General features: G+C 64.4%; 6 protein-coding genes. 1 reads left to right on the top strand and 5 read right to left on the bottom strand.

What is annotated here, in order from left to right:
• Positions 1-68 precede the first annotated feature (68 nt).
• Complete coding sequence (locus JAB8_RS01645; protein WP_070223641.1) at positions 69-581, top strand: hypothetical protein; 513 nt, start codon at positions 69-71, stop codon at positions 579-581.
• Between the two features lie 10 nt (positions 582-591).
• Here the strand turns inward: JAB8_RS01645 and JAB8_RS01640 are convergent, their stop codons facing one another.
• From JAB8_RS01640 to JAB8_RS01620, 5 genes are all read right to left on the bottom strand, one after another.
• On the bottom strand, positions 592-1,899 hold the full coding sequence (locus tag JAB8_RS01640; RefSeq protein WP_227741959.1) for a DUF5077 domain-containing protein: 1,308 nt from the start codon (positions 1,897-1,899) through the stop codon (positions 592-594).
• A gap of 130 nt (positions 1,900-2,029) precedes the next feature.
• Positions 2,030-3,421 carry a Gfo/Idh/MocA family oxidoreductase gene (locus tag JAB8_RS01635; protein WP_070223645.1) on the bottom strand — a complete coding sequence of 464 codons (1,392 nt, stop codon included), beginning with the start codon at positions 3,419-3,421 and terminating at the stop codon, positions 2,030-2,032.
• Between the two features lie 66 nt (positions 3,422-3,487).
• Positions 3,488-6,529, bottom strand: a complete 3,042-nt coding sequence (locus JAB8_RS01630; RefSeq protein ID WP_070223647.1) for a TonB-dependent receptor — start codon at positions 6,527-6,529, stop codon at positions 3,488-3,490.
• A gap of 491 nt (positions 6,530-7,020) precedes the next feature.
• Complete coding sequence (locus JAB8_RS01625; RefSeq protein ID WP_070288164.1) at positions 7,021-9,966, bottom strand: TonB-dependent receptor; 2,946 nt, start codon at positions 9,964-9,966, stop codon at positions 7,021-7,023.
• Positions 9,967-10,063: 97 nt separating this feature from the next.
• A complete protein-coding gene (locus JAB8_RS01620; protein ID WP_254679417.1) occupies positions 10,064-13,414 on the bottom strand; it encodes a TIM-barrel domain-containing protein in 3,351 nt (1,116 codons plus the stop codon).
• Between the last annotated feature and the right edge of the window lie 17 nt (positions 13,415-13,431).

Here is a 13,431-nt window from a genome sequence, read left to right as displayed (position 1 = left end):
TGATAGTATCGGCAACATCATCGACAAGCCGGCCACCCTGGCCATGCATCCCCCATTGAAAGGCGAACATGCTGCTATCCGAATTGCTGACCAAACTGACCTGCGGTGACCTCGAAGGCGAGGAGCTCGACGAGGCCGTCGCCGCCATCACCGCTGCGCCCTCCGCGCCACGCGATGAGTGGATCGACAGCGATGCCCAGGCCTATGCGCTGGAGATCCTCTCGCAGCTGGGCGGCTATATGGCGTCGAGCGACAAGCTCGATGAGCTGCACGAACAGATACAGGACATGTTCGACGAATTCCCCGACTTCCCGTACGAACTGCTCAAGGCAGGCCGCGGCAGCGCGCTGCCGTACTTCGAGTGGCTCGATACGGAACTGGCGCAGCGCGCCGTGGACGAAGGCGGCTATGAGCTGATCCAGATCGACGGCAACGGCTCCGACGAAATGGATGCGCTGCTCGTGTACCGGCGCGATACAAACGACATCATCCAGGCGGCGGCCTTGATGGGCGTGACGATAGGCCGGCCGCTTACCTACTATCGCGGCATCGAAGCGATGGCGGGCAAGCGGCCGGGCTAAGCACCCACGCCTATTGCATCGGCAAGGCGCTCACATCGACGGCGGGCGCCTGGCCTGTCGCGGGGCGCGTGAAGTTCTGGCTGCTTTTCACGACATCGGCAAAGAAGCCGCCGTTATGCAGATAGAACCTGCCGTTCTCCACGCCGCCCGCGTAATCCATGCGCTGTGCATTGGTGGCCGTGGCGTCGCCCGTGAAGCGCCCCGCCGTCACTTCCGACCAGGTGCCGGCAACGTTCCTCGCCCACTGGTTGCCGAACTGGACGCGGCGCTCCGTGTAGCCCAGGGTATCGATGAAATTTTCGAGGAAGGAATGCACGCCCGTCAAATACGTGGAAATCGCCGGCCGCTTCCAGGTGGCGATGTAGCGCCACTTGCCCGTCTCGGGCGCGAAGAACCAGGCCGAGTAATCGCTGCCGCCATTGCCGTCGGGCCGCGCGCGCGTGATGAAACGGTAGGTCGTGCCGGCCGCCCAGTTATACGACAGATAGGTCTGGCCGCCCGTGCCCTCGCCGCCGAACGCATTGTCGACCACGCCGGCGCCCTTGCTGACCAGGGTGGTTTTCGCGCCATTGTCGGCATCCCACACGGAGAACAAGATCCAGCGCTCGCTCGGCGATTTCACCTGGATGCCCATGTAGCCCTGACTGAAGCCGTTGGCCATGAAGTAGGAGCCGATCGCGTCCTGGCCCTGGGGAATCGTCATCTCGTTATAGAAATACTCGGTATTGGCGGGCACCGTGTAGCCCATGTGCACGGACGGGCCGCGCCGCGACCAGTAGTAATTGGCGGGGTCGTTGGCGTAGGTCAGCGCCGCGTTCGACGTCACCTTCAACGCCGCAACGTCGCCAAACGTGTCCTTCACGCGCGACAGTCCCTGCAAGTCGACCTTCACATAGCCGGCCGCCGCCACGTTCACCGTGCCGACGGCATAGGTCTTGCGCTCCTTGCCGGCCAGCTTGACGTCGAACGGCGTGCCGTTGACCTTCACGCGGATGGTGCTGTTGCCGCCATCGGCCAGGCTGGCGTCGAGCGCCACCTGCACGGGTCCCGCCTCGGCCACGCGGAAATACGTGCTGGCGACGGCATCGGGATTGCTCCAGCCGGCCAGGCCACGCTCGTTGATGACGGCGCCCTCATTCCCGCTCGTGATGAAGGCGTTGCCGGCCAGTTCCACGGTGGCGGACGTGGCGGGCGCGGCCACGGTGGCGGCCAGCAAGGCGGTGCCGCCCGAGCCGGTGGCGGTGGCGCCACCGCAGGCCGCCAGCAGCATCGGCATGGCGGGAAGGAATGCAAAGAGCAATGAACTTGTGTGCTTCATCAACGTCTCCTGGTGCGGTACGGCTTGCGGCGGACGAACAAGGGCCTGCGCGCCTGCGCCGCGGTTGAAAAATGGATAGGGAAAGAAAAAACCCGCTACGGCAACTGGTGCGGTAGCGGGTCGTTAAGGCTTAGTACTTGCCGTCGAGGGCGAAGATCGGCTTGCGCGATTTCCACTGCCCGCCCGTGAAGTCCGGGAAGTCCAGGGTCTGGAAGTTGGCGGCGATCGATTGCTCGGACAGCGGCGTGATGGCGCTCCAGGTGACGGCATCGTAGATATCGATCGGCATCGGCGCGTTGGCCTTGAGTGCTTCGACAAAGGCGTGGATGACGAAGAAGTCCATGCCGCCGTGGCCCGCGCCCTCGGCTTGCGCCGCGTACTTGCGCCAGACGGGATGCTCATACTTGTCCTGGTAAGCCTTGAAGTCGTCCCACTGGTGCGGCTTGCTGACGCCTTCGATATGGATGGAATTGTTCAAGTCCATCCACAGGCCGTCCGTGCCTTGCACGCGGAAGCCCAGCGAATACGGGCGCGGCAGACTCGTATCGTGCTGCAGGATGATGGTTTCGCCGTTTTCGCACGCCAGGGTGGTGGTGACCACGTCGCCCAGCTTGAATTTCACCTTGGCGTTCGCATGCTGCGCGCCGCCGGGCTGCTTGACGATGTAGTCGTGCAAGCCGCGCGCCTTGGTGGCGAAGGCGTTGATGCGCGTAAAACGGTTGCCGCGGTTGATGTTGGTGTACATGGCGCAGGGGCCGATGCCATGGCTCGGATACAGTTCGCCGTTGCGCTCGACCGAGTGCTGCGTGCGCCAATGGGCTTCGGACCAGCCCTTTTCGCCGAATTCGACGCCGCCGCCGTACGGCTTGGCCGGATTGCCGCTGTTGAATTTCACGGCGCGCAAATCATGCTGGTAGCCGCCCTGCAGGTGCAGCAGTTCGCCGAACAGGCCGGCGCGCACCATCTGCAGCGCCGCCATCACGTCGCGGCGGTAGCACACGTTTTCCAGCAACATGTACGGCGTGCCCGTCTTCAGCTGGGTATTCAGGACATCCCAGTGGTCTTGCAGGGTGATGCCGGCCACCACTTCGCAGCCGACGGCGATTTTCGCCTGCATGGCGGCGATGGCCATCGGCGCATGGAATTCCCACGGCGTGGCGATGATCACGCCATCGAGGCCGCCCGCGTCCAGCATGCGCTTGTAGGCTTTCTGGTCGCGGTCTTCGCCATACGTGCGCGGACGCGGCTTGCCGGCTTTTTCCACCTGGCCCAGCGCATGTTTCAGCATGATCGGTTCGATATCGCACAGGGCAACGACTTCCACGTCGTCGCGGCGCACCAGTTCGGCCAGCAGCACCTGCCCGCGCATGCCCGTGCCGATCAGGCCCAGGCGGACCTTGTCGCGGCCGGCGGCGGGTGCGGCGTTGGCCTCGCCAGGCAGCAAGGCGCTACCGGCCATGGCACCACCGGCCAGCGCGGCGCTGGCGGACAGGAAATTGCGTCGATTGAATTGTGTCGTCATTGGTCTCTTCTCGCTTCCATTGGTAATGATCGTCGCCGGCCCGCCGCACGGCGGGCCGGTTGCAGTTTAATAAGTGTATTCCGCCGTGAAGCGCACGGAACGCGGCGCCGTGCGGCCTGCCACCTGCAGATAGCTGCGGGCGATGGCGCCATGGTCTTCGCGCGTTTCGTTGTAGCGGGTCACGGTCTGGCTGTTGAACACATTGAACACGTCCACTTTCAGGCTCAGTCCCTTGACGGCGCTGGGAGTATAGGCCAGATTCATGTCCAGCTGGGCTTGCCATGGCAGGCGGCCCTGGCTGCCGCGCGGCGCCGGCTTGCCATTGCAATAGAAGTAGGAATCGCCGTAGTCGTTCTCGAACCTCAGGTTATCGGGCAGCGCGCCGATGCAGTTGCGCGGCGCGCCCGAGGTCAGCGACAGGTTGGCGCCGACCGTCACGTCCGGGATCACCTGCATGAAGCCGTAGGCCTTGAACGCATGGCGGTGGTCGCCCGGCAGGTAGCCATAGGCGTTGTACATCAGTTCCTTGTGGTCGTCGCTGACCGTCAGGCCCACGTCGCCGCCGCCGATGCTGTCCGTCTGGCCTTCCATATTGCCCTTCAGCGCAGACAGGGTGTAGGTCAGCTTGCCGTACCAGCCGTTCGTGTACGGGTGCTCGACGAACAGGTTCAGGGCGCGGTAGGTGCGCGATGGCAGCGGGTTGCCCCACTCGGCCGCCGAAATATCCACGCGGCGCAAGCCCTTGCCGTCGTCGAAGTCCACCATCAGGCTGTTGTCGCGGCCCGGGTTGATGATGGCGCACTGGAAGCCGCCCCAGTTGCTCGTGTCGACGCTGTTGCGCGTGGCCCAGGCTTGCAGCGGACGCGCGTCGCAGGTGTCATCATTGGTGTCGTTCAGCTTGCGGTACAGGACGCTGGCGCCCACCACCAGATTCTTGCTCAGGGCGCGTTCGAAACCGAGCGAGAATTCATCCTGCGACAGCGGCTTGAGGCCGATGGCCGTCACTTCGCGCGCATCGCGGCTCTGGCCATACGCGTTGTTGGCCGAATACGGCTTGCTGATCGCGTGCAGGCCCGTCGGCGCGCCCGTGACGGGATCGACACCCGTGTAGGTGTACATCTCGCTGGTGGCCAGGAAGGGGCTGGCCATGTTGCTCGACAAATTCGATGGCACCGGCAGGTGGTAGCGGCCGCCGTTGGCGAAGAATTTCAGGGTGCCGTCGCCCAGGTAATCCCAGGTGGCGCCCACGCGCGGGGCGATCATATTGCGCTGCGAAATGAAGGCCACGCCATCGGTACTGTAGTTGGTGAACTGTTCGCGGCGCAGGCCCAGGTCCAGCAGCACCCGTTCCGTGACCTGGTAGTGATCCTGGATGTATTGCGCCGATTGCACGCTGGTCGGACGCGCCAGGTTGGCGTTCAAGTCCTTGCTGACGTAGTAGCCTTGCGCGCCGTAGCCGCCGCCCTGGGCCGGCGTCTCAAACGCGCCGTTGATCGGGCGGTTCGGATCGGTCGCGCGCTGGTAGCTCCAGCGGTAGCCGCCGGCCAGGCTCAGGCCCACTTTCGATTCCACGTCGATGCGGTCGATGCCGCCGCGCAGCGAATGCTTGCCCAGCTTGTATTCGAGATCGAGTCGCTTGGCTTTCTGGCGGTCTTCCGACGACGGGTCGACCAGGGTGCCCGTCACCGTCTGCGGATTGGCATAGCTCAGGCCCGGCACCTGGGTCGATGCGTTCGACGACGTTTGCGCCAGCAGCGGATTGTAGCCATTCGGCGTGCGCGTGTGCGAGGTGCGCGATTCGCCCATCATGGCCGTCACGGTCAGGTTGTCCGTCAGGTAGCCCGTATATTTGAAAATGTCGATGTTGGCGCCCGGCGCGGCCGACGAGCCGCAGCAGTTGACCGTCGTCTCGCCCTTGCCTGCCTGTACGCCGTTGCTCGCATGCGTGGCGTAGCTGTAGCCATACGCCTGGCTGTCCGTCTTCGTGCGGTCATACAGCTTGGTATATTCGAAGTGATGGTCGTCCGTCAGGTTGAAATCGAGCTTGGCCGTCATGCGGTCCACCTTGCTCTGGCTCGTGCTCCAGCCGCGCGCCAGGGCCGTGCCCGAGTCGGCGGTGGCGGCGACGGCCTGGCTGTCGGTGCGCGTCTGTTCCAGCGCCACGAAGGCGAACAGCTTGTTCTTGATCAGGGGACCGCTGCCGTACAGGCCCACCACCTTGCTGGTGCTGCCGTTGTCGCGGTTCCAGTACAGCAGATTGCCGTCCGTCTTGGGATTGGCGCCCGTGTTCGGGTAATACGTGTTTTCCGGCTCGCCTTTCAGCGAACGGGGAATGATGGAGACCTTGCCGCCGAATTCGACCTTGTTGCCGCCGCTCTTGGTGGTGATATTGATCACGCCGCCCGTGGAGCGGCCGAATTCCGAACCATAGCCGCCCGACAGCACCTGCAGGTTGGAGATCGCGCCAAACGGCAGTTCCGACGCGCCCACCTGGGTCAGGATGTTGGTGATGGGGAAGCCGTTGACGTAGAACGCGTTTTCCGACTGGCCCGAGCCGCCGATCGATGGCGCATTGCCGTACACGCTATTGGTGCCGCGCGACACGCCCGGCGTCAGCTGCACGATGGAGGCCACGTCATTGCCGACCGGCAGCGCTTTCAATTCCTTGGCCGTGAAGATCACGCCATTGTTCGTGTTCGACACGTCGATCGGATTGCGCGACGCCTTCACGACGACGGTCTGCTCCTGGCCCACGGGGCCGGCCGCGCCGGCCGGACCGAAGTTCGCTTCGGCGCCCGCGCCGATCAGGGCTTCGACTTCCTGCGACGCTTCGACCGACCCGGCGCGCAGCACGCGCACCGCGTAGCGGCCCGGCGGCATGGAGTTGGCCACATAGCGGCCCGACGTATCCGGCGTCAAGGTGCGCTGCACGCCCGTCGCCAGGTTTTCCAGCACCACGGTGGCGCCGGCGGGCGCGCTCACTTCGCCGAAGATGGTGCTGGTGGCGTTCGACTGTGCCCAGGCCTGGCCTGGCACGCCGGCCGCCAGGGCAATCACGATCGCGGCGGCGCGGCTGATGTCGCGCAATTTGAGTCGGGTGGTATGCATGTGTCTCTCCGTCTATATCGAGGGTTATACGCGCCCTCCCCGCTCCAGGGCGAAGTCGGGGGGATGCAATTCTTATGGTGAGCGTCGGAAGGTAGAGCCAGGCAGCCGTTCCTTCCGGGAAATCAGTCCGTATCGGCTGATTTTCGTTTTCTTGGGATTACTTTAAAAAGAAAAATAAGTATCGTCAACAAAAAGAAAGTTACAGCGCAAATTTATCGCTAAATTCAGTAAATAAAGACGTTTTATCTTTCGATTCAATCCGTGATGCGGCATATAACTTTCGTTATCGTGGCGTGGCGGATACACGCATCGGCAATAAGGCGGCCCGCAGGGGACATTCCGCACGGCAATCCTGATGGAAAAACGCGAAAGTAGCCATGGCAATCCCCTTTCACTTACGTTTATCTTTCGTATTGTGCATTTCGGAATATTGTCTTTTTCTTTTCATGACAACGCCCCGGCCCGCTGGCAGGCCGGGGCGGCGTCACGTCTTAAAAGAACTTGTAGCTGGCCGACAGGGCAAACTGGCGGCCGAACAGGTCCTGGCTATGGTTGTAGCCTTCCCAGCCGTTCGGGTCGTAGTACGGCTGCTTGTTGAACGCGTTCTTCACATTCAAGCCCACGTCCAGGTTCTTGAGCGGCTTCCAGCTGAAGGCCAGGTTCACCGTGGTGTACGACGGCGCGCCCTTGCACTGGCCGGCCGGCAGCGATACCGAGGCGGCGGTGCAATTTTCCGGCGTGTTGTCCTTGTCCCACGGACCGTAGGCCCAGCGCGTCTTGCCGGAATAGTTGATGAAGACGCTGCTGACGAAATTGCGGTAGCTCCAGTCGGCGTTGACTGTCGCGCGGTAGCGCGGCGAATCGTAGTAGCCGACGGTATTGCCCTTGATGTCGCTGCCGTCTTCGCTGTCGTGGGTGTCGCGCTTGCGGATGGTGGCGGCGATGCCGGTACTCAGCTTGCCCCAGTCGCCGAGCGTAAAGCGCGTGCGCGCGTCGATGTCCACGCCGTCCATCAGGGTGCGGCCGCGGTTCGAATACGAGTTGATCAAGCCGCCCAGGTTGCCCACCGAGTAGCCCGGCACGCCGCCCGCGCACACGCCCGCATTGGCGGGATTGGCGCACATGGCCGCCACCGCCGCCATATTGCCCCGGTCCGTGTCCGTCAGGTCGTTGCGGATGGCGCTCGATGTACCTGCCAGGGTCGGGCCGTACTTGTCCACCAGTTCCGTAAACAGTTCGTTGAAGTCCTGGCGCACGATCTCGTCGCGGCGGTTGATGAACCAGTAATCGATGGAGATGCTCACGTCCTTGGCCGGCTGCAGGACCAGGCCCACGGTGGAAATTTTGGCCTTTTCCGGACGCAGGTTCTGGTTCGGCGGCGTCAGGCCGCCTACCGTCGTCGAGCAGTTCGAATTGAGCAGGCTCTTGCCCAGGTCCGCATCCGTCGCCACCCTGGACTTCATCAGGGCGCGCGCCATGGCATTCGTTTCATCGCAGCGCACCGTGTCGCGGATGCCGCCCACCTGGGCAAAGACGCCGCCCGAGCCCGATTCAGCCAGGTTGGGCGCGCGAAAGCCTTCCGAATACGTCCCGCGCAGCATCAGGTCGGGCCGCGCGCGCCAGATCACGCCCAGCTTGGGCGCCAGGTTGGCCGAGAAATGCGGGTATTTGTCCAGGCGCGCGGCCGCGTTGACTTCCAGGGTGTCGCTGAGCGGCACCACCACTTCGCCAAACACGGCGGCGATGGTGCGCTTGCCATCGAACCAGGAACCGCCCTGCTGCGTGATCAGGCCATTGGCCGCATCCGCGTTGCCGGGCGTGAGGAAGCTCTCGCGCATGACGTTGGTGCCCACGGCGGCGCGCACTTCGCGCTCGCCCAGCTTGAACAGCGTGCCTTCCAGCTTGGCGTCCCAGGTCATCAATTTGGTCCAGGATTCGATGGCGAAGGTCGGATAGGCGGCGCGCAGCAGCGCCGCATTGGCTTCGCTGATTTCGCCGAACTTGTAGGCGGGATTGTCGGAGATATACGTGCGGCCGCTGACGGGATCTTTCGTGAACGGGCCGAACGCCTGCTTGAAGCCATTGATATTCAGGTTCGCCGTCTGGAACAGCGTGGAATGGCTGCCCGCCACGCTGAGCGCCGTTTCAAAATCCCAGCCGCCGCCGATGCTGCCGCGCAGGCCGACGAGCGCGCGGTAGTTTTCATCGACATTCTTCTGGCCGAAGTGGCCCGTGGCATCCTGCAGCAGGTAATTCAAACCGGCCGCGCCGCCCATCTTGGCCACCATGTCGGCATCGAGCTTGCCCTTCAGGTAGACGTTGTTGGGACTCAGGAAAGGCGTGGCGAAGGTATTGAGGGTAGTGCCCGTATTGCGCGCGAACCAGTTGTTCGTGCTGCCGCTGTTGAAGCTGGACGGGCCATTCTCGCCGCGCATCTTGATGTGGGTGAACGCACCTTCCGCGAACGCTTCCATGTCGCCGCCCAGCTTCAGCCGGCCGCTCAAGTAGGCCGTGGCGCGCTCCGAAGTGGGACCCGTATCGAGCTGGTTGGGCAGCGCATTCCACACGCAGCGCGTGCCCGACGCTTCGGTGATGCTGTTGTTGCAGCCGGGTGCGGCGCGCTGGGTGCGGGCATTGTTGTTGGCCTTGTCGAAGACAAAGAAGGTCCCCGGATTCATCACGCCCGGCTCGCTGCCCACGCCCACGCGCATGTTCGGGATGAAATTGGGATTGTTCACATAAAAATACGAGGGGCGCTTCTGCCAGGTATCGGCCAGCGCGATGCGGTCGCGCTGGTAGACGTTGACGGAACCGTAGACGTTGTAGCCGTCGCTGGCCAGGTCGCCCACGCCATACAGCACGCTGGCCTGGCGCTCGCCGTACGCTTTCACGCTGGGCGAAAACTCGCCGTTGGCGCGCGCCTCGAGGCCCTGATACGACTTCTTGGTGATCACGTTGATGACGCCGGCGACGGCATCGGAGCCATACACGGCCGACGCACCATCGGTGAGGATTTCCATGCGCTCGATGGCGGCGGCGGGAATGGCGTCGATATTGACGAACATGGTCTGGAAACCGGCCGGCGCGCCATAGAACGACAGGCGGCGGCCATTGAGCAGCACCAGCGTGCCCTGCGCGCCCATGCCGCGCAAGTTCGCCTGCGAGCCGCCATCGGAGCCGGTGAACATCGAACGGAAATCCTGCTGCGCAGGACGGGCGGCAGGCAGGTTGTCCAGCACCTGCAGCAAGGTGAGCGCGCCCATGTTTTCGATCTGCTTGGCATTGATCACCTGCACGGGCGACGCCGTTTCCGCGTTGATGCGCTTCAGGCTGGAACCCGTCACTTCGACGCGCGCCAGTTTCTCCTCCTCCGCTGCCAGCGCCGTCGACGCCAGCCCTACCGTTACCATGGCGGCCATCAGTTTTTTCAAGTGCATTCCCATCTCCCTTTTATAAGTGATTTGTTTTCGTCAGGCTGCAAGAGCCCCTCCCCGGTCCGAAGAGGGGCTCGTTTTGGTGAAATAATTGAAGTAGTTAGCGCGGCTTGACCGTCGCGCCCTCCGTGCCGGTCAGTACGGCGTTGGCCCAGTTGCCGCAGACCTGGGCCGGGTGGGCGCCGCGCGCGCCCAGGGTGCGCAAACTGAGCTGGCTCAGGCCGCGCACGTCGATTTCGGGTTTGACCACCCCGGGAGCCGTGACCAGGCCGCTGTCGTACAGCAGCCGCTCGCCGCTCCAGACCTGGAATTGCAAGCCGCCCGCGCTGCGGCAGCTATCGTCCACGCCCAGGTCGGCGCGCAGCAGATTCCAGTTGCCCGCCAGCTGCAAGTCGATGCGGCTGGCGGGTCCCACGCCGAGGCCCTTGCGGAACCACAGCCCGTTCATGCGCATCTCGGCGGCCTTGCCGGCCGGCCGGTCTTTCGCGACAGTCTTCGGCAGCGCCAGGTCCGACAGATAGCGCTGTACCTCTTCTCCTTCGGCCACGCGGTGCTCGAGCACGCGGAATTCGGACAAGGTCACGGGCGCCACGTCGGTCGCCAGCGCCGCGTCGAACGCGCGCGCCACCGGGCCCGTTTGCGCCGCCGTCACCATCGGGTCGGTGGACGCGGCGCCATCGCCTTCCGGATTTTGCGTGCTCATGACGCGGAAGCGCAGCAAACGTCCGGCGGTGGCGGGGAAATTGATCGTCTGCACGCCCTGTTCCAGCTTGAGGGTGCCCCGCGCAAGCGGCGCGCCCCACTCGCCGTTGTTGTCGCCGATGTAGATTTCGTAATCCCGAACCTGGCCATGCTTCCAGTGCTGGTCGTTGCGCGGCGCCAGTTCGATGCCATCGACCAGGCGGCGCTCCGTAAAGCCGATCACCCATTCATGCGGACCGCTTTTCACGGACGGGCTGCGCACGGTGCGGAACCAGGTCTCCGGCTTGCCGTCGAAGGCGTTTTCCAGCGGATAGCCGCTTTCTTCCGCAGGACGCGACACCACCTGCATGGCGTCGGCCGGCAAGGCGCGGCCCGGCACGGGGGCGACGGGGAGGTCGGCATCGATACGCGCCACGGCCAGCGCGCCGGCCACCTGCATGGTCAAGGGCTGGCGGATGTCCTGCGCCGCCACTTTCACGTGCAGGGTGCCTTGCCGGTCTGCCGCGTCGAAATACCAGGCATCAAGCGCCTTGTCGTAGGCGGCACGGTCGGCGGCTGCCGCGAGCAGCCGTTCGCCCGCCTTGACGGCGGCAGGTCGCTGGCCCGCCAGCATGCGCAGCGCATAGCCGCGGCGCGCTTCCTGGCCCTGGTACTTGCCATCGACGGCACCGATGTCGACCTGCACGTCGCCGCCCGTCTGGCGCATGCGGATGACTTGCTGGCTGAAGGCGCCGCCCTGGTACTGGCGCGTGTTGCCATCGTCTTCATACAGGGTGTATTCGGAATCGCCGTGCGGGTAGATATCGAGGGTCAGCTGGTCCTTCGGTTTCTGGCCGTCGTACAGCATTTCCGGATACATGGGCAGGATGGCGCCGGCACGCACGAACACGGGCAGCTTGTCCAGCGTGACCTGGAGATCGAGGTCGCGCCCTTTCGCGTCCGCCGTGGCTTGGCGGCCATCCCAGTAGTCGTACCACGTGCCTTGCGGCAGGTGGATGCCCTTGCGCCAGCCGCCGCTGACGGCCTGGCTGCGGTAGACGGGCGCCACCAGCACGTCGCGCCCCAGCAGGAACTGGTATTTATAGGCTTCCGTGTAGGCGGCCGGGTCTTGCGGATAATCCCACATCAGGCCGCGCACCAGCGGCGCGCCCGATTGCTCCGCTTCGCGCACCAGGGTATACATATACGGCGTCAAACGCATCTTGAGCTTCAGATAGCGGCGGTTGATGTCGCGGTACGGTTGCTCGAACCACCACGGATGCTTGCGCTCGGCCGCGGCCCAGCCGGACATGCCCATCAGGACGGGCGTAAAACTCTTCCACTGCAAGTCGCGCAGATAGGTTTCCGGGCTGCCGCCGAAGATGGCGTCGACGTCGCCCGAGGCATACGCCTGGCCGGACAGGCCCGAGCCGATCAGGGTCGGAATGTGCCAGCGGATGTAGTCCCAGCTGGCGCTCTGGTCGCCCGTCCACGCCACGGCGTAGCGCTGGATGCCGGCCCAGCCCATCACCGTCCACAAAAACGGGCGGCTGTCGGAGTTGTTCAGGATGCCGTCGTAGGCCGATTTGTTCGCATCCATGGCGAACTGGTAGCCCTTGCCCGTCCACGCCACGTCCAGCTTTTGCACGCGGCTGCCCGCCTGGCCCACTTCCCAGGCGATCTTGTCGACGCCGTTTTCCGTCCACAGGCCCGTGCGGAAGCCATAGCCGGCCAGGCCCTTCACCGTTTCCGGCAAGTTCGTGTAGCCGCAGCCATAGCCGTCGTTGGGCAAGATCCAGCCGCCCGGCATGTCGTGTTCGCGGTACTGGCGCGCCACGGTTTCCACCACGTCCGGCGTCTTGCCGGTGGGGCCGTCGCTCCAGCCTTTGGGCACGGAACCGGGCTTTTTCACGTTGTCGCCATCGTTGTAGCAATCGGCGTCGCCGTATTCGAGCGCCCAGCGGGGCAGCATGCGCGCGCGGCCCGTCAAGTCCGTGTAGCGGGCGACGACGTCGCGCAAGTCCTTGCCGACGAAGAAATACGCATCGAAGCGCCCTTCCGCGTGCTGCAGCGAGATCTGTTCCTTGTCGCGCAAATCGTAGTGCCCGTCGGACCAGGTATTGCGCAGCATGCCCCAGCCCCGTGAACTCATGAGGAATGGCGCGGGATTCGGCCGGTCGCCCTCTTCCCAGCCGCCCGAATACGACACGGGCACCTGCTTGCCCTTGAATTCGAAGCGCCCATTTTGCTGCCCGCCGCCGAAGTAGCGCTCGCCCGGCAAGCTCGATAGCACCTGCCCGCCCTGCTTGTCGTCGAGCGACAGCGGCTGCACTTCGCGCCACAGCGGCACCGCATCGCCCATGCGGTACAAGGTAAGGCGCAAGGGTTTGCGGTCGATGCGCAGGTTCAGGGCTTCGGTGCTGATCAGGATATGGTCGGGATGCTCGCTGATCTCGTATGCCACTTGTGCGGCGGGCTGGCCCACGACGATGGGCGCGGCCTTGTCGCCGGGACCCGTCAAGCCCCCCTTGCCGCCCGCCTGGATGCGCAACACGTCCGCCTGCGGCAGGCTGATACGCAGCTGCATGCCCGTGTCGCTGCGCAGATCCCAGCCCAGCGCCTCGCCCTTGGCCACGTCGGCCGCATGCACGGCGGAGAGCGACTGCAGATTGCCGATAGGCGCGGCTTGCAGGCCAGGAGCGGCCAGGGTGGCAACGGCGGCGAGAACGCAGGCGGCAAGGGCGCGGCGGGGAAGCGGGAGAGGTTTCATCTGCGGGCTTTCAGAAA

The sequence above is a fragment of the Janthinobacterium sp. HH106 genome (assembly GCF_001758725.1).
GTDB lineage: Bacteria > Pseudomonadota > Gammaproteobacteria > Burkholderiales > Burkholderiaceae_D > Janthinobacterium.
The sequence above is the reverse complement of the archived record's forward strand: the minus strand, read 5'-3'. Positions and strand labels throughout refer to the sequence as shown.

Excerpts from the sequence above, each read along its gene's own strand:
- JAB8_RS01645 (WP_070223641.1), top strand. The coding sequence starts at position 69 with ATGCTGCTATCCGAATTGCTGACCAAACTGACCTGCGGTGACCTCGAA.
- JAB8_RS01640 (WP_227741959.1), bottom strand. The coding sequence starts at position 1,899 with ATGAAGCACACAAGTTCATTGCTCTTTGCATTCCTTCCCGCCATGCCG.
- JAB8_RS01635 (WP_070223645.1), bottom strand. The coding sequence starts at position 3,421 with ATGACGACACAATTCAATCGACGCAATTTCCTGTCCGCCAGCGCCGCG.
- JAB8_RS01630 (WP_070223647.1), bottom strand. The coding sequence starts at position 6,529 with ATGCATACCACCCGACTCAAATTGCGCGACATCAGCCGCGCCGCCGCG.
- JAB8_RS01625 (WP_070288164.1), bottom strand. The coding sequence starts at position 9,966 with ATGCACTTGAAAAAACTGATGGCCGCCATGGTAACGGTAGGGCTGGCG.
- JAB8_RS01620 (WP_254679417.1), bottom strand. The coding sequence starts at position 13,414 with ATGAAACCTCTCCCGCTTCCCCGCCGCGCCCTTGCCGCCTGCGTTCTC.